Genomic DNA, 18,395 nt, shown 5'->3' on the forward strand with positions numbered 1-18,395 from the left:
ATCAGAAGTCCAGGTTGGAAACCGCCAGGGCGTTGCTTTCGATGAAGTCACGACGAGGTTCGACCGCATCACCCATCAGGGTGTTGAAGATCTGGTCCGCGCCAATGGCGTCTTCGATGGTCACTTTGAGCATCCGGCGCTGGCTTGGGTCCATGGTGGTTTCCCACAACTGATCCGGGTTCATTTCACCCAGACCTTTGTATCGCTGGATGGTGTGACGCTTGGTGCTTTCAGCCATCAGCCACTCAAGGGCTTCCTTGAACTCGGTCACTGGCTTTTTGCGCTCGCCACGCTGGATATACGCGCCGTCGTCCAGCAGGGTGCTCAGTTGAGCGCCTAGCGAAACGACAGTCTTGTAATCGTTACTACCGAAGAAGTCGCGGTTGAAGGTGACGTAGTTCGACAGGCCGTGGGAAATCAGCTCGACCTCTGGCAGCCAGACGTTACGTTCACGATCTTCACGCAGGCTGGCTTTGTAAACCAGGCCGGACTTCTCTACGGTGCGCAAGCGAACTTCGTACTGAGCCAGCCAATCTTGCATTGCTGCGTGATCGGACAGTTGCTCCATGCTCACCGGTGGCAGGTAGATGAAGTGCTCGGTCAACTCCTGAGGGTACAGGCGCGACAGACGCTTGAGGGTCTTCATCACCAGACGGAAGTCATTCACCAGGCGCTCAAGCGCTTCACCGGAGATGCCAGGGGCTTCTTCGTTCAGGTGCAGGCTTGCATCTTCCAAAGCCGACTGCGTCATGTACTCTTCCATGGCTTCGTCGTCTTTGATGTATTGCTCTTGCTTGCCTTTCTTCACTTTGTACAACGGCGGCTGAGCGATGTAGATGTAGCCACGCTCAATCAGCTCCGGCAACTGACGGAAGAAGAAGGTCAGCAGCAGGGTACGGATGTGCGAACCGTCGACGTCAGCATCGGTCATGATGATGATGTTGTGATAGCGCAACTTGTCGATGTTGTATTCGTCACGGCCGATGCCACAACCCAGCGCGGTGATCAAAGTGCCCACTTCTTGCGAAGAGATCATCTTGTCGAAGCGCGCCTTCTCGACGTTCAAAATCTTGCCCTTGAGTGGCAGGATGGCCTGGGTGCGGCGGTTACGTCCCTGCTTGGCGGAACCGCCAGCAGAGTCACCTTCCACGAGGTACAGCTCGGACAGGGCAGGGTCTTTTTCCTGGCAGTCAGCCAGTTTGCCCGGCAGGCCAGCGATATCCAGCGCGCCTTTACGACGTGTCATCTCACGGGCTTTGCGCGCGGCTTCACGCGCACGTGCCGCATCGATCATCTTGCCGACGACCAGCTTGGCTTCGTTCGGGTTTTCCAGCAGGAAGTCCGAGAAGTACTTGCCCATTTCCTGTTCGACCGCGGTCTTCACTTCGGAAGACACCAGCTTGTCTTTGGTCTGGGAGCTGAACTTCGGATCCGGAACCTTGACCGAGATAATCGCGGTCAGGCCTTCGCGGGCGTCGTCGCCGGTGGTGGCGACTTTGTGTTTCTTCGCCAGGCCTTCAGCTTCGATGTAGGTGTTCAGGTTACGCGTCAGTGCGGAACGGAAACCCACCAGGTGAGTACCGCCATCGCGCTGAGGAATGTTGTTGGTGAAGCACAACAGGTTCTCGTTGAAGCTGTCGTTCCACTGCAGGGCGATTTCCACGCCGATGCCGTCTTCACGCTGAATGTTGAAGTGGAACACCTGGTTGACCGCAGTCTTGTTGGTGTTCAGGTATTCAACGAACGCACGCAAACCACCTTCGTACTTGAACAGCTCTTCCTTACCGCTGCGCTCATCCTTGAGGACGATGCCGACACCGGAGTTCAGGAACGACAGTTCACGAATCCGCTTGGCCAGGATGTCCCAGCTGAAGTGGATGTTCTTGAAGGTTTCAGCCGAAGGCTTGAAGTGAATCTGCGTCCCCGTGGTTTCGCTCTCGCCAACGATTTTCATCGGCTCTTGCGGAACACCGTGGACGTAAGTTTGTTCCCAGATCTTGCCGCTACGGCGAACAGTCAGGATCAGTTCTTTGGACAGCGCATTCACTACGGACACACCTACACCGTGCAGACCGCCGGATACTTTGTAGGAGTTGTCGTCGAACTTACCGCCGGCGTGCAGCACGGTCATGATGACCTCGGCTGCCGAAACACCTTCTTCTTTGTGCACGTCTACCGGGATGCCACGGCCGTTGTCGCGAACGGTGATGGACTCATCCGGGTGGATGATGATGCTGATGTCGTCGCAATGGCCGGCGAGCGCTTCGTCGATGGAGTTATCGACCACCTCGAACACCATGTGGTGCAGACCGCTACCATCATCGGTGTCGCCAATGTACATACCGGGACGTTTGCGTACGGCATCCAGGCCTTTCAGCACTTTAATGCTCGTTGAGTCGTACGTATTTTCTTCGCTCAATGCCTTCACTCCCGATGGTCGTGGGTCTGGGTGATACGGCCCTGTTCCACGTGGAACAGAGCGACTGGCGTTTCCGTCTGCCAGCCTTCCCTCAATAATTCGTGGTCTACACAGGTGATAAACACCTGGCAGCGTAAGTCTTCCAGCAAGCGGCAAAGGGCGCGACGGTGGTGCTCGTCCAATTCGGACGGCAAGTCATCCACCAGATAAATACACTGCCCGCGGCGAGCCTGGCTTACCAGGTGTCCTTGAGCAATCCGCAATGCACAGACCACCAGCTTCTGCTGGCCTCGGGACAAGATGTCCGCTGCGTTGTGTGCGCCCAATCTGAGACGCAAATCAGCGCGTTGTGGTCCAGCCTGGGTATGACCCATTTGCTGATCCCGCTGTAGGGACCCAGCGAGCACAGCGCTCAGCTCTCGGTCTTTATCCCAACCGCGGTAATAGCTGAGCGTTAAACCCTCAAGCTCAACCAGGTCGCTCAGGGTCTGTTCAAAGACTGGTTTCAAGGCTTTGATGTAAGCGCGGCGGTATTCATCGATTTCAGCGCTGGCCTGGCACAGTTCCCTGTCCCAAACCGCTTGCGAAACGGCGTCAAGTGTACCATGTCGCAGCCAAGAGTTTCTCTGGCGCAGGGCCTTCTGCAGACGCTGCCATGTGGACATGAAGCGAGGTTCCACGTGGAACACACCCCAATCAAGAAACTGTCGGCGAATCTTCGGCGCCCCTTCCAGCAAGCGGAAGCTGTCAGGGTTGATCAGTTGTAGAGGCAGGATCTCGGCCAGCTGTGCGGCACTGCGAGCGTTCTGCCCGTCGATGCGGATCTGAAACTCGCCTTGGCGATCCCGTGATATCCCCAATGCACTCTGCCCGCCCTCGGCGAGTTCGACCTGCCCGAATACCGTACACGCCAACTGCTCGTACTGAATGACCGGCAACAAGCGGGTGCTACGAAACGAACGGGCGAGCCCCAGCAAGTGGATGGCTTCCAGAACACTGGTTTTTCCGCTGCCGTTGGCGCCGTAAAGAATATTGATTCGGGGGGAGGGGGAGAAGGTCACCGGGTGCAGATTGCGCACCGCGGTGACCGAGACGCGACTTAAGGACATCTAGCTTCTGCTGAACATGATTACAGACGCATCGGCATGACAACGTAGGCCGAGTCGTCGTTGTCGGACTCTTGGACCAGCGCGCTGCTGTTGGAGTCGGACAGGATCAGACGAACCTGCTCAGTGGTCATCACGCCCAATACGTCGAGCAGGTAGCTCACGTTGAAGCCGATTTCCAGGGAGCCGCCGTTGTACTCAACGCCCACTTCTTCTTCAGCCTCTTCCTGCTCCGGGTTGTTCGCCTGGATTTTCAGCTGACCCGCCGCCAGTTGCAGACGGATACCGCGGTACTTCTCGTTGGACAGAATCGCAGTACGGCTGAACGCTTCACGCAATGCCTGACGGTCGCCCAGTACGAGCTTGTCGCCACCCTTCGGCAGAACGCGCTCGTAGTCCGGGAATTTACCGTCGACCAGTTTCGAGGTGAAGGTGAATTCGCCGGTGGTGGCGCGAATGTGATGCTGACCCAGCACGATGCTGACGTTGCCGTCCGGCTCGGTGAGCAGGCGTGCTAGTTCAAGGATACCTTTGCGCGGCACGATGACCTGGTGACGATCCGGCTGACCGATATCCGCCTGCATCGAGCACATGGCCAAACGGTGACCGTCGGTGGCCACGGCGCGGATCACGCCAGCGGAAACTTCCAGCAGCATGCCGTTGAGGTAATAACGCACGTCCTGCTGGGCCATGGCGAAGCTGGTGCGTTCGATCAGGCGGCGCAGCTTGCTTTGCTCAAGGCTGCACGTCAGCGAACCCGGGCCTTCTTCCACCGTCGGGAAGTCATTGGCTGGCAGGGTCGACAGGGTGAAACGGCTACGACCGGCTTTCACCACGAGCTTCTGCTCATCGACCTTGATGTCGATCAGCGCATCGTTTGGCAGGCTCTTGCAGATGTCCATCAGCTTGCGCGCCGGCACGGTGATGGAACCTGGATCTGCCGGCTCTTCGAGTTGAACACGACCGACCAGCTCGACTTCCAGGTCGGTACCGGTCAGCGACAATTGCTGGCCTTCGACAACCAGCAGCACGTTGGAGAGCACCGGCAAGGTCTGTCGGCGTTCGACGACGCCTGCGACCAGTTGCAGGGGTTTCAACAGGGCTTCGCGTTGAATGGTGAAATGCATGGTCTAGTCCCTTGCCTTAATAAGCTGCGCTGGTCATCAAGTGGTCAGCGTGCGCAGCAGGTTCTTGTAGTCCTCGCGGATGTCCGCGTCGGATTCCTTAAGTTCATTGATCTTGCGGCAGGCGTGCAAAACCGTCGTGTGGTCTCGCCCACCAAACACATCGCCGATTTCCGGCAGGCTGTGGTTGGTCAGTTCCTTGGACAACGCCATGGCGACCTGACGCGGACGGGCGACCGAACGCGAACGGCGTTTGGACAGCAAGTCGGAGATCTTGATCTTGTAGTACTCGGCGACGGTGCGCTGAATGTTATCCACAGAGACCAGTTTATCCTGTAGCGCCAAGAGGTCCTTCAGGGATTCGCGGATCAACTCGATGGTGATGTCGCGACCCATGAAGTGCGAGTGGGCGATCACGCGTTTCAGCGCGCCTTCCAGTTCACGGACGTTGGAACGAATGCGCTGGGCAATGAAGAACGCGGCGTCGTGAGGCAGTTCGACTTTGGCCTGGTCGGCCTTCTTCATCAGAATCGCTACGCGGGTTTCCAGCTCCGGCGGCTCGACGGCGACCGTCAGGCCCCAGCCGAAGCGGGATTTCAGGCGCTCTTCAAGGCCTTCGATTTCTTTCGGGTAGCGGTCACTGGTGAGAATGACCTGCTGACCACCTTCAAGCAGGGCGTTGAAGGTGTGGAAAAACTCTTCCTGGGAACGCTCCTTACGGGCGAAAAACTGAATGTCATCGATGAGCAATGCATCCACCGAACGGTAGAAGCGCTTGAACTCGTTGATTGCGTTCAGTTGCAGGGCCTTGACCATGTCCGCAACGAAACGCTCGGAGTGCAGGTAAACAACCTTCGCGTTCGGGTTCTTCTTTAACAGGTGGTTACCCACAGCATGCATCAAGTGGGTTTTACCCAGACCGACGCCGCCATAAAGGAAGAGCGGGTTGTAACCATGCTTCGGGTTGTCCGCCACTTGCCAGGCTGCGGCCCGGGCCAATTGGTTGGACTTGCCTTCGACGAAGTTCTCGAAGGTAAAGGTGCGATTCAGGTAGCTGGTGTGCTTGAGCGCACCCTCAACCTGCACCGTGCGCTGTTCCGAACGGACAGGGGCCTGTTGCGAGCTCGCACCTGCCATCGGGTCGAAGCTGTCACGGGAAGGTTCTTCCTCGGCGACCTGAACGACTTTCGCCGGGGCGCGCTTCGTCGCAGCAGCGGGAGCAGGCGTTGGCGGACTGGCAGATGCCTGAGCCTGGGAAGCGGCAGCAGCCAATGGCGCGTTGGGCGCAGCACGCGGTGCCGAACTGCGTTTGCTGCCTATTAATAAGGAGAGCGCAGGCGCCATGCCGTTGCCGTGCTCATCAAGCAGTTCAAGGACGCGACCCAGGTACTTTTCGTTGACCCAGTCCAGCACGAAGCGATTCGGTGCGTAGACACGCAACTCGTCGCCTTCGGCTTCGACCTGTAGTGGACGGATCCAAGTGTTGAATTGTTGGGCAGGCAGCTCCTCGCGCAAAAGCTCCACGCACTGCTGCCAAAGTTCCACTGACACGGATATCCCCTAAGTTGAAAGCCGGTGAGGCAAAAACAAGCGGCCATTGTAGCGACCAGACGCCGACTTATCCACATGAAGGTGGGCTCTCCTTAGGGAAGAATCTGTGCTCCATGCTCAAAAAAGACGACCAATGGTCTGTGCATAAGCTCTGTGGATAACCGGGGTTAAGATCGTTGCACAAGTGGGGGCGAAACTCGGTGGATAACCAGCCTGTGGATAACAGCCCATTCCACACACAGGTTATCCGACAGCGCAGCACAGGCTGAACACTGTTTTCCACGGTAGTTGTCATTCTCTGTACATCAGGTAAAACAAGGCCTGAATTGAGTTATCCACAGCAGATGGCGTGCCTAGCTTTTATAAGCTTTACAGAAAAGCTTTAAATACTTTCCTTTCTAATTCTTATATCTAGGTCCGGATCAAACGCTGAAAAACCTCAGGAATCTATTTATAAGGAAACGTTGGTTGGAAATTGACCTAGAGGCTTGCTTTCTCTAGAATCCCCGGTCTCTTAAAACGGGGGCCATTCCGGCCCGTTGTGGACGAACCAGGTAACACGACAATGAAACGTACTTTCCAACCAAGCACTATCAAACGCGCTCGTACCCACGGTTTCCGTGCTCGCATGGCTACCAAGAACGGCCGTGCCGTTCTGTCGCGTCGCCGCGCCAAAGGTCGTGCGCGTCTGGCAGTTTGATAAGCCGGCACTGGAGGTGAGTCAGGACTTCAGTCGGGAAAAGCGTCTGCTTACCCCCCGGCATTTCAAGGCAGTCTTTGACTCCCCTACCGGCAAGGTTCCGGGGAAAAATCTCCTGCTCCTTGCGCGCAACAACGATCTTGATCACCCCCGTCTCGGGCTGGTTATCGGGAAAAAGAGCGTAAAGCTCTCCGTCGAGCGCAATCGCCTCAAACGTCTGATGCGCGAATCGTTTCGCCTGAACCAGGATTCACTGGTCGGTTGGGACATTGTTATCGTCGCGCGCAAAGGTTTGGGTGACGTAGAAAACCCCGAATTGATTCAGCATTTCGGCAAACTCTGGAAACGTCTGGCTCGCAGCACGCCGGTACCAGCAGTCAAATCCGAAACTGTAGGGGTAGACAGTCCAGATGCGTAAACTGGCACTCGTTCCGATCCAGTTTTATCGCTATGCCATTAGTCCCCTGATGGCCAACCACTGTCGTTTCTACCCCAGTTGTTCCTGCTACGCGTTAGAAGCCATTGAAAATCATGGCCTTCTTCGCGGTGGCTGGCTGACCTTTCGTCGTTTAGGTCGCTGTCATCCGTGGAATCCCGGTGGTTATGACCCGGTTCCACCTATCCCTACCTCCCGTTCTTCTTCGATGGCCGAGTAATCATGGATATCAAACGCACGATCCTGATCGTCGCCCTGGCAATCGTGTCCTACGTTATGGTTCTTAAATGGAACCAGGACTATGGCCAGGCTGCCCTGCCGACTCAGAATGTTGCTTCCAGTACGACTACATCCGGTTTGCCGGACACCGCCACTGGCAATAACGCTTCCGCCAATGACGATATTCCGCGTGCCGCAAGTGATACCAGCGCACCTGCCGAAACGCCGGTGGCCGCCAGCAAGGACCTCATCCAGATCAAAACGGATGTACTGGAACTCGCTATCGATCCACAGGGTGGTGATGTTGCCCAGTTGATGCTGCCGCTGTATCCGCGCCGCCAGGATCATCCGGAAATTCCGTTCCAGCTGTTCGATAACGGCAGCGAACGTACTTATCTGGCGCAAAGCGGTCTGATCGGCACCAATGGTCCGGATGCAAATCCAGCCGGTCGTCCGGTTTATTCCTCGGAGAAGAAGGTTTATCAACTGGCTGACGGTCAGGACCAATTGGTCGTGGACCTGAAGTTCAGCAAGGACGGCGTCAATTACATCAAGCGTTTCACCTTGAAACGCGGCCTGTATGACGTAACCGTTTCTTACCTGGTCGACAACCAGAGCGCTCAGCCCTGGTCCGGTGCGATGTTCGCGCAACTCAAGCGTGACGCCAGCGCCGATCCATCTTCGACCACCGCCACCGGCACCGCGACTTACCTGGGCGCTGCCCTGTGGACAAGTTCCGAGCCGTACAAGAAAGTGTCCATGAAGGACATGGACAAGGCGCCGTTGAAAGAAACCGTTACTGGCGGTTGGGTTGCCTGGTTGCAACACTACTTCGTGACGGCGTGGATTCCGGCCAAGGGCGAAAACAATATCGTCCAGACCCGCAAAGACAGTAAAGGCAACTACATCATCGGTTACACCGGTCCTTCGCTGACCGTTGCTCCGGGTGCCAAAGCTGAAACCAGCGCTGTTCTGTACGCCGGCCCGAAAAGCCAGGCTGTGCTGAAAGAGTTGTCCCCAGGTCTGGAACTGACTGTCGACTACGGCATTCTGTGGTTCATCGCTCAACCGATCTTCTGGTTGCTGCAACATATCCACGCCATTGTGGGTAACTGGGGCTGGTCGATCATCTTCCTGACCATGCTGATCAAAGGGATCTTCTTCCCGCTGTCGGCTGCCAGCTACAAATCCATGGCGCGCATGCGTGCAGTGGCACCAAAACTGGCTGCGCTGAAAGAGCAACATGGCGATGACCGGCAGAAAATGTCGCAAGCCATGATGGAGCTGTACAAGAAAGAGAAGATCAATCCGCTGGGTGGTTGCTTGCCAATCCTCGTGCAGATGCCGGTTTTCCTCTCGCTGTACTGGGTTCTGCTGGAAAGCGTTGAAATGCGCCAAGCGCCATTCATGCTGTGGATTACTGACCTGTCGATCAAGGATCCGTTCTTCATTCTGCCGATCATCATGGGTGCAACCATGTTCATCCAGCAGCAGTTGAACCCGACACCGCCGGATCCGATGCAGGCCAAGGTGATGAAGCTGATGCCAATCATCTTCACCTTCTTCTTCCTGTGGTTCCCGGCCGGTCTGGTGCTGTATTGGGTAGTGAACAACTGCCTGTCGATCGCCCAACAGTGGTACATCACACGTAAGGTCGAAGCCGCCGCTAATGCAGCTGCCTGATTTACACTGTGGATAACCACTCAAAACGCCCCCTAGTGGGGCGTTTTGCTATCTGTCACTTTTGTCTGGATACCGGTTTATGAGCGCTCCTCGTGAAACCATCGCCGCTGTCGCGACTGCCCAAGGTCGTGGTGGTGTGGGCATCGTCCGTATTTCCGGGCCGTTGGCCAGCGTTGCGGCCAAGGCCTTCAGTGGTCGCGAACTCAAGCCGCGATACGCCCATTACGGCCCTTTTATCAGTGAAAACGACGAGGTGCTTGACCAGGGCATCGCGCTGTATTTTCCGGGACCGAACTCGTTCACTGGCGAAGATGTGCTGGAACTGCAGGGCCATGGCGGCCCGATTGTTCTCGATATGTTGCTCAAGCGTTGCCTGGAACTGGGTTGCCGTCTGGCCCGGCCCGGTGAATTCAGTGAACGCGCCTTCCTGAATGACAAGCTCGACCTTGCCCAGGCCGAAGCCATCGCCGACTTGATCGAAGCCAGTTCTGCACAGGCTGCGCGCAATGCGCTGCGTTCTCTGCAGGGTGCATTCTCGACACGTGTGCATAACCTCACCGAACAACTGATCGGTCTGCGCATCTATGTCGAAGCAGCGATCGACTTCCCGGAAGAAGAAATCGACTTCCTCGCCGATGGCCATGTCCTGAGCATGCTCGACAAAGTACACGACGAGTTATCCACCGTGATGCGTGAAGCCGGACAGGGCGCCTTGCTACGTGACGGTATGACGGTAGTGATTGCCGGTCGTCCGAATGCCGGGAAATCCAGCCTGCTCAATGCCCTGGCCGGGCGCGAAGCGGCGATCGTGACAGAAATTGCCGGGACTACCCGGGATGTACTTCGCGAACATATCCACATCGACGGCATGCCGTTGCACGTGGTTGATACCGCCGGTCTGCGCGATACCGATGATCATGTGGAAAAAATCGGCGTCGAACGTGCATTGAAAGCCATCAGTGAGGCGGATCGCGTGCTGCTGGTCGTTGATGCCACGGCTCCTGAAGCGCTCGATCCCTTCGCATTGTGGCCGGAGTTTCTCGAAACCCGCCCGGATCCTGCGAAAGTCACCCTGATCCGCAACAAGGCTGACCTGACCGGCGAAGCCATCGCCCTGGAAGTCAGCGATGACGGGCACGTCACTATCAGCCTGAGCGCAAAATCAGGCGGTGACGGCCTGGATCTATTGCGTGATCACCTCAAGGCCTGCATGGGTTATGAACAGACATCGGAAAGCAGCTTCAGCGCACGCAGGCGTCACCTGGACGCACTGCGTCATGCCAGTGCAGCCCTTGAACATGGTCGCGCTCAGCTGACTCTGGCCGGTGCCGGCGAGTTGCTGGCGGAGGATTTGCGACAGGCTCAGCATTCCCTGGGGGAAATTACCGGCGCATTCAGCTCCGATGATCTGTTGGGGAGGATTTTTTCCAGCTTCTGCATCGGTAAATAACGCCCTCCGTTGTCCACAGACAGGCCATTCGAGCCTGTCTGTTTTCTCCTTTTCTTGATCAAACACCGAGTGCCGAGAGAATTCTTTCTGCTTGAGCGGCATTTGTGTGCCCGGATTTTGATCATTCCGACGCTGTTCTGTGGATTAAGCCCTGTGAATAACAGCGCTTAAGGTCAGTTGATAACAGGGCTCGAAAACTGAATATAATTGCCTCTGTGGATAACCACCCCTTTCATCCACAGGCTTACACCGGTTATCCAAGGGCCTCATTGGTACATGAACACAGGGTTTTGAATCTCTGTACACATTGAATATAAAGGGCTGTGTCAATCTATCCACAGAAATGTAGCTTCATAGAAATAAACATAAAAACAAAGATTTAATAAATTTCTCTCTTTTTAATTTCTATAACCGCGACTTTTCCACAGCTGGTTAAATTTTGTGCAAAGGGTTCTTTAGGAACGGCGAAGTCCCTATACTTGTCGACCAGGTCCAAAAACCTGAGCTCAAACTATTCCTGAATTACCTACTTAAGCAGGCACGAGGTGCGTGGTGGATTTCCCTTCCCGTTTTGAAGTGATCGTCATCGGCGGCGGTCATGCCGGTACCGAGGCAGCACTGGCCTCAGCACGTATGGGGGTCAAAACCCTGTTGCTGACGCATAACGTGGAAACCCTCGGTGCCATGAGTTGCAACCCGGCCATTGGCGGGATCGGCAAAAGCCACCTGGTCAAGGAAATCGATGCCCTCGGCGGCGCGATGGCCATGGCTACCGATAAGGGCGGCATCCAGTTTCGCGTATTGAACAGCCGCAAAGGCCCCGCCGTGCGTGCAACCCGCGCCCAGGCAGACCGGATTCTGTACAAGGCCGCTGTCCGCGAAATCCTGGAAAACCAGCCGAACCTGTGGATATTTCAACAGGCTGCTGATGACCTGATCGTCGAGCAGGAACAAGTCCGTGGTGTTGTCACGCAAATGGGTCTGCGTTTCCTCGCCGATTCCGTGGTGTTGACCACCGGTACGTTCCTCGGTGGACTTATCCACATCGGTTTGCAGAATTTTTCCGGCGGTCGCGCCGGTGATCCGCCGTCGATCGCCCTGGCTCACCGTCTGCGTGAACTGCCATTGCGTGTGGGTCGTTTGAAAACCGGTACTCCACCGCGTATCGACGGCCGGTCTGTGGATTTCTCGGTGATGTCCGAACAACCGGGCGATACGCCGATCCCGGTGATGTCGTTCATGGGGTCCAAAGAGCAGCATCCGAAGCAAGTCAGCTGCTGGATTACCCACACGAATGCGCGCACCCACGAAATCATTGCCGCGAACCTCGACCGTTCGCCGATGTATTCCGCTGCCGGTGAGATCGAAGGCATTGGCCCGCGTTACTGCCCGTCGATTGAAGACAAGATCCATCGCTTTGCCGACAAGGAAAGCCATCAGGTGTTTATCGAACCGGAAGGTTTGACCACCCATGAGCTGTATCCGAACGGGATATCCACAAGCTTGCCGTTCGACGTGCAATTGCAGATCGTGCAATCGATTCGCGGCATGGAAAACGCGCATATCGTGCGTCCGGGCTACGCGATCGAGTACGACTACTTCGATCCACGGGATTTGAAATACAGCCTGGAAACCAAAGTCATCGGCGGCTTGTTCTTCGCCGGGCAAATCAACGGCACCACCGGTTACGAAGAAGCCGGCGCCCAGGGTTTGCTTGCCGGGACCAACGCGGCGCTGCGTGCACAGGGCAAAGACGCCTGGTGCCCGCGTCGCGATGAAGCGTACATCGGCGTGTTGGTCGACGACCTGATTACGCTCGGTACCCAAGAGCCGTACCGGATGTTCACGTCCCGTGCCGAATACCGTCTGATTCTGCGCGAAGACAACGCCGACCTGCGCTTGACCGAAAAAGGTCGCGAACTGGGCCTGGTGGATGACGCGCGTTGGGCGGCTTTCTGCAAAAAGCGCGAAAGCATTGAGCTGGAAGAGCAGCGTCTGAAAAGTACCTGGGTACGCCCGGGCACCGAACAGGGCGATGCGATCGCCGAAAAATTCGGCACGCCGCTGACTCACGAATACAACCTGCTCAACCTCTTGAGCCGTCCGGAAATCGACTACGCTGGTCTGATCGCCGTGACCGGTGGCGGTGCAGAAGATCCACAGGTCGCCGAGCAGGTCGAAATCAAGACCAAGTACGCCGGTTACATCGATCGTCAACAGGATGAAATCGCCCGTCTGCGCGCTAGCGAAGACACGAAACTGCCTGTGGATATCGATTACACGAATATTTCCGGTCTCTCCAAAGAGATCCAGAGCAAACTCGGCGCGACCCGACCAGAGACTTTGGGCCAGGCGTCACGTATCCCGGGTGTTACGCCGGCAGCCATTTCGCTGTTGATGATTCATTTGAAAAAACGCGGCGCGGGCCGTCAGTTGGAGCAAAGCGCTTGAGTTCGTTGGTCACTTCGCAACACGCAGAAGAGTTATCCACAGGTGCTCGCCAGCTTGGTGTCACGCTGACAGAAACCCAGCACGCGCAGCTGCTGGGTTACCTGGCCCTGTTGATCAAATGGAACAAGGCTTACAACCTCACCGCCGTGCGTGATCCGGACGAAATGGTGTCCCGTCATTTGCTCGATAGTCTGAGCGTCATGTCGTTCATCGAAAATGGCCGCTGGCTGGATGTTGGCAGCGGTGGCGGCATGCCGGGTATTCCGCTGGCCATCCTGTTTCCAGAGTCCCAGGTGACTTGCCTGGACAGCAACGGCAAGAAAACCCGCTTCCTGACCCAGGTCAAACTCGAACTCAAACTGGATAACCTGCAAGTTATCCACAGTCGCGTCGAAGCCTTCCAGCCTGAACTGCCATTCAACGGGATTATTTCCCGGGCGTTCAGCAGCATGGAGAACTTCAGCAACTGGACTCGCCACCTCGGCGATACCGAAACACGTTGGCTGGCAATGAAGGGCGTTCATCCCGCCGATGAGCTGGTAGCATTGCCGGCAGACTTCCACCTCGATAGCGAACACGCCCTGGCCGTACCCGGTTGCCAAGGCCAACGCCATCTGCTGATACTGCGCCGCACGGCATGATTGGGAACACAAGCAAGAATGGCTAAGGTATTCGCGATAGCGAACCAGAAGGGTGGTGTGGGCAAGACCACCACCTGCATCAACCTCGCAGCATCCCTGGTTGCAACCAAGCGCCGGGTGTTGTTGATCGATCTCGATCCACAGGGCAACGCCACCATGGGTAGCGGTGTGGATAAACATGGCCTGGAAAACTCGGTCTACGACCTGTTGATCGGTGAATGTGACCTGGCCCAGGCCATGCACTACTCCGAACACGGTGGTTACCAGCTATTGCCGGCCAACCGCGACCTGACCGCGGCCGAAGTGGTTCTGTTGGAAATGCAGATGAAGGAAAGCCGTCTGCGCAGCGCGCTGGCGCCGATCCGGGAAAACTACGATTACATTTTGATCGACTGCCCGCCGTCGCTGTCGATGCTGACATTGAACGCGCTGGTGGCCGCCGATGGGGTGATTATCCCCATGCAGTGCGAGTACTTCGCGCTGGAAGGTTTGAGCGACCTTGTGGATAACATCAAGCGCATCGCTGAACTGCTGAACCCGAACCTCAAGGTCGAAGGCTTGCTGCGTACGATGTACGACCCGCGCCTGAGCCTGATGAACGACGTGTCCGCGCAGCTCAAGGAACACTTCGGCGAGCAGCTCTACGACACCGTCATCCCGCGCAACATTCGTCTGGCCGAAGCCCCGAGCTACGGTATGCCGGCGCTCGCATACGACAAAGCATCGCGGGGCGCCATCGCCTATCTGGCATTGGCTGGCGAGATGGTTCGCCGCCAACGCAAAAACTCACGCATCGCCGCCGCTCAGGCAACTTAAGGAATCCCCATGGCCGTCAAGAAACGAGGTCTCGGACGTGGACTGGATGCACTGCTGAGTGGTCCGACAGTCAGCTCGCTGGAAGAACAGGCGGCGCATGCCGACCACCGTGAGCTGCAGCACCTGCCACTGGACCTGCTCCAGCGCGGTAAGTATCAACCGCGCCGTGATATGGATCCTCAGGCGCTCGAAGAGCTGGCGCAGTCGATCAAGGCACAAGGCGTTATGCAACCGATCGTGGTTCGCCCGATCGGTGGCGGTCGTTTCGAGATCATCGCCGGTGAGCGCCGCTGGCGCGCCAGCCAGCAAGCCGGGCAGGAAACCATCCCGGCAATGGTGCGCGATGTGCCTGATGAAACCGCGATCGCCATCGCACTGATCGAAAACATCCAGCGTGAAGACCTGAATCCGATCGAGGAAGCGGTCGCCCTGCAGCGTTTGCAGCAGGAGTTCCAGCTGACCCAGCAACAGGTGGCCGAAGCCGTGGGCAAGTCGCGGGTTACCGTGGCGAACCTGTTGCGCCTGATTTCGTTACCGGAAGTCATCAAGACCATGTTGTCCCACGGTGACCTGGAAATGGGCCATGCCCGTGCTTTGCTCGGGTTGCCGGAAAATCAACAGGTCGAAGGGGCGCGACATGTTGTCGCACGCGGGCTCACCGTGCGCCAGACTGAAGCACTGGTTCGCCAGTGGTTGAGTGGCAAACCGGAGCCTGTCGAACCCACAAAACCGGACCCGGATATCGCCCGTCTCGAACAGCGTCTGGCCGAGCGCCTAGGCTCTGCGGTGCAGATTCGCCATGGGAAGAAGGGTAAAGGGCAACTGGTGATTGGCTACAACTCCCTGGATGAACTCCAGGGCGTACTCGCACATATTCGCTGAAACATTTACTCATGTAGCGCGCAGTCGGAAATCACTACCTGACAGTTGAATAGGGGCTGAACCGCCCCTATACTCTGCGCGCATTTTGTCGGCACAAATTATGCCAAGTTATTGCATTTCGGCAGCCGACCATTGGAGAGTAAAAGTGATGGAAACCCGCACGCCAAACCGCTTGCCCTTCCATCGTCTGGCAGTTTTTCCGGTGTTAATGGCTCAATTTGTCGTGTTGCTGATCGCCGCTTTGGCGCTCTGGTACCGATATGGAGTCGTTGCCGGGTACTCGGGACTCTGCGGAGGCCTGATAGCCTTGCTACCCAATGTTTATTTTGCTCACAGGGCATTTCGGTTTTCCGGCGCCCGAGCAGCCCAGTCCATCGTCCGGTCATTTTATGCCGGCGAGGCAGGCAAACTGATTTTGACGGCAGTGCTGTTTGCACTGGTGTTTGCAGGTGTGAAGCCACTGGCGCCGATTGCAGTATTCGGTGCCTTCGTGCTGACTCAGTCGGTCAGCTGGTTCGCTCCCCTGCTGATGAGAACAAGACTTTCGAGACCTTAGGGCGTTTGAGGCAACCATGGCAGAAACAACCGCTTCGGGCTATATCCAGCACCACTTGCAGAACCTGACCTTCGGTCAGCACCCTACCGGCGGCTGGGGCTTTGCCCACACCGCAGCAGAAGCCAAGGAAATGGGCTTCTGGGCTTTCCACGTCGATACCCTCGGCTGGTCGGTCGCATTGGGTCTGATCTTCGTTCTTCTTTTCCGCATGGCGGCGAAGAAAGCGACCTCCGGTCAGCCAGGTGCTTTGCAGAACTTCGTTGAAGTATTGGTCGAATTCGTCGATGGCAGCGTGAAAGACAGCTTCCATGGCCGTAGCCCGGTGATTGCACCGCTGGCACTGACCATCTTCGTCTGGGTGTTCCTGATGAACGCCGTCGACCTGGTACCGGTCGACTGGATTCCTCAGCTGGCCATCCTGATCTCCGGCGATGCACACATCCCGTTCCGCGCCGTGTCGACCACCGACCCGAACGCGACTCTGGGCATGGCCATCTCGGTTTTCGCACTGATCATTTTCTATAGCATCAAGGTCAAGGGCATCGGCGGCTTCATCGGCGAACTGACCCTGCACCCGTTCGGCAGCAAGAACATCTTCGTTCAGGCCCTGCTGATTCCGGTGAACTTCCTGCTGGAATTCGTGACCCTGATCGCCAAGCCGATCTCCCTGGCTCTGCGTCTGTTCGGCAACATGTATGCCGGCGAGCTGGTCTTCATTCTGATTGCTGTGATGTTCGGCAGCGGTCTGCTCTGGCTTAGTGGCCTGGGCGTTGTTCTGCAGTGGGCGTGGGCTGTGTTCCACATCCTGATCATCACCCTGCAGGCGTTCATCTTCATGATGTTGACCATCGTTTACCTGTCGATGGCACACGAAGAAAACCATTAAGACCAGTCTCGACTAGTCTGATGTCCTTCCCGGTAAAACGGGAAGGTGCTCCTTACGGGGCATCTGAAACGATTTGTTTTACCGCTTTAATCTAAAAAACCTAAACCATACGACGTAAAAGTCGGGAGGAAAGATGGAAACTGTAGTTGGTCTAACCGCTATCGCTGTTGCACTGTTGATCGGCCTGGGCGCACTGGGTACCGCAATTGGTTTCGGCCTGCTGGGCGGCAAGTTCCTGGAAGGCGCAGCGCGTCAGCCAGAAATGGTCCCAATGCTGCAAGTTAAAATGTTCATCGTTGCCGGTCTGCTCGACGCCGTAACCATGATCGGTGTTGGTATCGCTCTGTTCTTCACCTTTGCGAACCCGTTCGTTGGTCAAATCGCTGGCTAATTACTCGGATCTTCCGGGTAATTTGGTGTGATGGACAACGTAACTGCGAGGTGTTGGCGTGAACATTAATGCGACCCTGATTGGCCAGTCCGTTGCGTTCCTGATTTTTGTACTGTTCTGCATGAAGTTCGTATGGCCTCCGGTCATTGCGGCACTGCACGAACGTCAAAAGAAGATCGCTGATGGTCTGGACGCTGCCAGCCGTGCAGCTCGCGACCTGGAGTTGGCCCAAGAGAAAGCGGGTCACCAACTGCGCGAAGCGAAAGCTCAGGCAGCTGAAATCATCGAGCAAGCCAAGAAACGCGGTAACCAGATTGTCGAAGAGGCTGTTGAAAAAGCCCGTGTCGACGCTGACCGTGTGAAGGTTCAGGCTCAAGCCGAGATCGAACAGGAACTGAACAGTGTCAAAGACGCGCTGCGTGCCCAAGTGGGCTTGCTGGCAGTCGGCGGCGCCGAGAAGATCCTGGGTGCCACAATCGATCAAAACGCGCACGCAGAGCTGGTTAACCAACTGGCTGCTGAAATCTAAGCGAGGGCGATCATGGCAGAACTGACCACGTTGGCCCGACCTTACGCTAAGGCGGCCTTCGAGCACGCTCAGGCCCACCAGCAACTGGCCAATTGGTCAGCCATGCTCGGCCTGGCTGCAGCGGTGTCGGAAGACGACACCATGCAGCGCGTGCTCAAGGCCCCGCGACTGACGAGCGCAGAAAAGGCCGCCACGTTTATTGACGTGTGCGGCGACAAGTTTGATGCCAAGGCACAGAACTTCATCCACGTCGTTGCCGAAAACGACCGTCTCCCGCTGTTGCCGGAGATTGCCGCTCTTTTCGACCTGTACAAGGCCGAGCAAGAGAAGTCGGTAGACGTTGAAGTCACCAGTGCTTTTGCATTGAACCAAGAACAGCAAGACAAACTCGCCAAGGTTCTCAGTGCACGACTCAACCGGGAAGTGCGCCTGCAAGTTGCGGAGGACGCTGCCCTTATTGGTGGTGTCGTCATCCGCGCCGGCGACCTGGTTATCGATGGCTCGATTCGCGGCAAAATCGCGAAACTTGCCGAAGCATTGAAATCTTGAGTTTGA

At 56.6% G+C, this 18,395-nt stretch carries 18 protein-coding genes; 14 read left to right on the top strand and 4 right to left on the bottom strand.

Going from position 1 to position 18,395, the window contains the following annotated elements:
- Position 1 precedes the first annotated feature (1 nt).
- From gyrB to dnaA, 4 genes are read right to left on the bottom strand one after another with little or no spacing between them, the layout of a single operon-like run.
- Positions 2 to 2,419, bottom strand: coding sequence for a DNA topoisomerase (ATP-hydrolyzing) subunit B (gene gyrB / locus CKW15_RS18915; RefSeq protein ID WP_095057938.1), 2,418 nt, complete (start codon positions 2,417 to 2,419; stop codon positions 2 to 4).
- A gap of 5 nt (positions 2,420 to 2,424) precedes the next feature.
- Positions 2,425 to 3,528, bottom strand: coding sequence for a DNA replication/repair protein RecF (gene recF / locus CKW15_RS18920; RefSeq protein ID WP_095057937.1), 1,104 nt, complete (start codon positions 3,526 to 3,528; stop codon positions 2,425 to 2,427).
- A 20-nt stretch (positions 3,529 to 3,548) separates the two neighbouring features.
- Positions 3,549 to 4,652 carry a DNA polymerase III subunit beta gene (dnaN, locus tag CKW15_RS18925; RefSeq protein WP_053164067.1) on the bottom strand — a complete coding sequence of 368 codons (1,104 nt, stop codon included), beginning with the start codon at positions 4,650 to 4,652 and terminating at the stop codon, positions 3,549 to 3,551.
- Between the two features lie 36 nt (positions 4,653 to 4,688).
- Positions 4,689 to 6,200 (bottom strand): chromosomal replication initiator protein DnaA, encoded by a 1,512-nt coding sequence (gene dnaA / locus CKW15_RS18930; protein ID WP_095057936.1) that lies wholly within the window; start codon positions 6,198 to 6,200, stop codon positions 4,689 to 4,691.
- A 565-nt stretch (positions 6,201 to 6,765) separates the two neighbouring features.
- Here dnaA and rpmH point away from each other — a divergent pair.
- From rpmH to CKW15_RS19005, 14 genes are all read left to right on the top strand, one after another.
- The gene (rpmH, locus tag CKW15_RS18935; RefSeq protein ID WP_003213577.1) at positions 6,766 to 6,900 is read left to right on the top strand and encodes a 50S ribosomal protein L34; all 135 of its coding nucleotides are present in this window, start codon (positions 6,766 to 6,768) and stop codon (positions 6,898 to 6,900) included.
- A 16-nt stretch (positions 6,901 to 6,916) separates the two neighbouring features.
- Complete coding sequence (rnpA, locus tag CKW15_RS18940; protein WP_218232067.1) at positions 6,917 to 7,318, top strand: ribonuclease P protein component; 402 nt, start codon at positions 6,917 to 6,919, stop codon at positions 7,316 to 7,318.
- Complete coding sequence (gene yidD / locus CKW15_RS18945) at positions 7,311 to 7,556, top strand: membrane protein insertion efficiency factor YidD (protein WP_003213574.1); 246 nt, start codon at positions 7,311 to 7,313, stop codon at positions 7,554 to 7,556. The genes rnpA and yidD overlap by 8 nt, the downstream gene beginning before the upstream one ends.
- A 2-nt stretch (positions 7,557 to 7,558) precedes the next feature.
- Positions 7,559 to 9,238: a membrane protein insertase YidC gene (yidC, locus tag CKW15_RS18950; RefSeq protein WP_095057934.1), complete on the top strand. Its 1,680-nt coding sequence runs from the start codon at positions 7,559 to 7,561 to the stop codon at positions 9,236 to 9,238.
- 79 nt (positions 9,239 to 9,317) lie between these two features.
- Complete coding sequence (gene mnmE / locus CKW15_RS18955) at positions 9,318 to 10,688, top strand: tRNA uridine-5-carboxymethylaminomethyl(34) synthesis GTPase MnmE (RefSeq protein WP_095152580.1); 1,371 nt, start codon at positions 9,318 to 9,320, stop codon at positions 10,686 to 10,688.
- Positions 10,689 to 11,240: 552 nt separating this feature from the next.
- Positions 11,241 to 13,139 carry a tRNA uridine-5-carboxymethylaminomethyl(34) synthesis enzyme MnmG gene (gene mnmG / locus CKW15_RS18965; protein WP_095152581.1) on the top strand — a complete coding sequence of 633 codons (1,899 nt, stop codon included), beginning with the start codon at positions 11,241 to 11,243 and terminating at the stop codon, positions 13,137 to 13,139.
- Positions 13,136 to 13,780: a 16S rRNA (guanine(527)-N(7))-methyltransferase RsmG gene (rsmG, locus tag CKW15_RS18970; RefSeq protein ID WP_095057931.1), complete on the top strand. Its 645-nt coding sequence runs from the start codon at positions 13,136 to 13,138 to the stop codon at positions 13,778 to 13,780. The genes mnmG and rsmG overlap by 4 nt, the downstream gene beginning before the upstream one ends.
- A gap of 18 nt (positions 13,781 to 13,798) precedes the next feature.
- Positions 13,799 to 14,596 (top strand): ParA family protein, encoded by a 798-nt coding sequence (locus CKW15_RS18975; protein ID WP_053164056.1) that lies wholly within the window; start codon positions 13,799 to 13,801, stop codon positions 14,594 to 14,596.
- Between the two features lie 9 nt (positions 14,597 to 14,605).
- Positions 14,606 to 15,478, top strand: coding sequence for a ParB/RepB/Spo0J family partition protein (locus tag CKW15_RS18980; RefSeq protein WP_095057930.1), 873 nt, complete (start codon positions 14,606 to 14,608; stop codon positions 15,476 to 15,478).
- 148 nt (positions 15,479 to 15,626) lie between these two features.
- Complete coding sequence (locus CKW15_RS18985) at positions 15,627 to 16,034, top strand: F0F1 ATP synthase subunit I (protein ID WP_008045685.1); 408 nt, start codon at positions 15,627 to 15,629, stop codon at positions 16,032 to 16,034.
- A 16-nt stretch (positions 16,035 to 16,050) separates the two neighbouring features.
- Positions 16,051 to 16,920 (top strand): F0F1 ATP synthase subunit A, encoded by an 870-nt coding sequence (gene atpB, locus CKW15_RS18990; protein WP_053164051.1) that lies wholly within the window; start codon positions 16,051 to 16,053, stop codon positions 16,918 to 16,920.
- 133 nt (positions 16,921 to 17,053) lie between these two features.
- Positions 17,054 to 17,311 carry a F0F1 ATP synthase subunit C gene (gene atpE / locus CKW15_RS18995; RefSeq protein ID WP_003097235.1) on the top strand — a complete coding sequence of 86 codons (258 nt, stop codon included), beginning with the start codon at positions 17,054 to 17,056 and terminating at the stop codon, positions 17,309 to 17,311.
- 58 nt (positions 17,312 to 17,369) lie between these two features.
- Positions 17,370 to 17,840 carry a F0F1 ATP synthase subunit B gene (locus CKW15_RS19000; RefSeq protein WP_008045681.1) on the top strand — a complete coding sequence of 157 codons (471 nt, stop codon included), beginning with the start codon at positions 17,370 to 17,372 and terminating at the stop codon, positions 17,838 to 17,840.
- Between the two features lie 12 nt (positions 17,841 to 17,852).
- A complete protein-coding gene (locus tag CKW15_RS19005; protein ID WP_008045680.1) occupies positions 17,853 to 18,389 on the top strand; it encodes a F0F1 ATP synthase subunit delta in 537 nt (178 codons plus the stop codon).
- Positions 18,390 to 18,395: the final 6 nt, after the last annotated feature.

Source organism: Pseudomonas sp. Irchel s3b5 (assembly GCF_900187435.1).
In the GTDB taxonomy this organism is placed as follows: domain Bacteria; phylum Pseudomonadota; class Gammaproteobacteria; order Pseudomonadales; family Pseudomonadaceae; genus Aquipseudomonas.

What these genes read in the sequence shown, in the direction of transcription:
- recF (WP_095057937.1), bottom strand. Translation starts at nt 3,528, where the DNA reads ATGTCCTTAAGTCGCGTCTCGGTCACCGCGGTGCGCAATCTGCACCCG.
- dnaN (WP_053164067.1), bottom strand. Translation starts at nt 4,652, where the DNA reads ATGCATTTCACCATTCAACGCGAAGCCCTGTTGAAACCCCTGCAACTG.
- rpmH (WP_003213577.1), top strand. Translation starts at nt 6,766, where the DNA reads ATGAAACGTACTTTCCAACCAAGCACTATCAAACGCGCTCGTACCCAC.
- yidD (WP_003213574.1), top strand. Translation starts at nt 7,311, where the DNA reads ATGCGTAAACTGGCACTCGTTCCGATCCAGTTTTATCGCTATGCCATT.
- yidC (WP_095057934.1), top strand. Translation starts at nt 7,559, where the DNA reads ATGGATATCAAACGCACGATCCTGATCGTCGCCCTGGCAATCGTGTCC.
- mnmE (WP_095152580.1), top strand. Translation starts at nt 9,318, where the DNA reads ATGAGCGCTCCTCGTGAAACCATCGCCGCTGTCGCGACTGCCCAAGGT.
- CKW15_RS18975 (WP_053164056.1), top strand. Translation starts at nt 13,799, where the DNA reads ATGGCTAAGGTATTCGCGATAGCGAACCAGAAGGGTGGTGTGGGCAAG.
- CKW15_RS18980 (WP_095057930.1), top strand. Translation starts at nt 14,606, where the DNA reads ATGGCCGTCAAGAAACGAGGTCTCGGACGTGGACTGGATGCACTGCTG.
- CKW15_RS18985 (WP_008045685.1), top strand. Translation starts at nt 15,627, where the DNA reads ATGGAAACCCGCACGCCAAACCGCTTGCCCTTCCATCGTCTGGCAGTT.
- atpB (WP_053164051.1), top strand. Translation starts at nt 16,051, where the DNA reads ATGGCAGAAACAACCGCTTCGGGCTATATCCAGCACCACTTGCAGAAC.
- atpE (WP_003097235.1), top strand. Translation starts at nt 17,054, where the DNA reads ATGGAAACTGTAGTTGGTCTAACCGCTATCGCTGTTGCACTGTTGATC.
- CKW15_RS19005 (WP_008045680.1), top strand. Translation starts at nt 17,853, where the DNA reads ATGGCAGAACTGACCACGTTGGCCCGACCTTACGCTAAGGCGGCCTTC.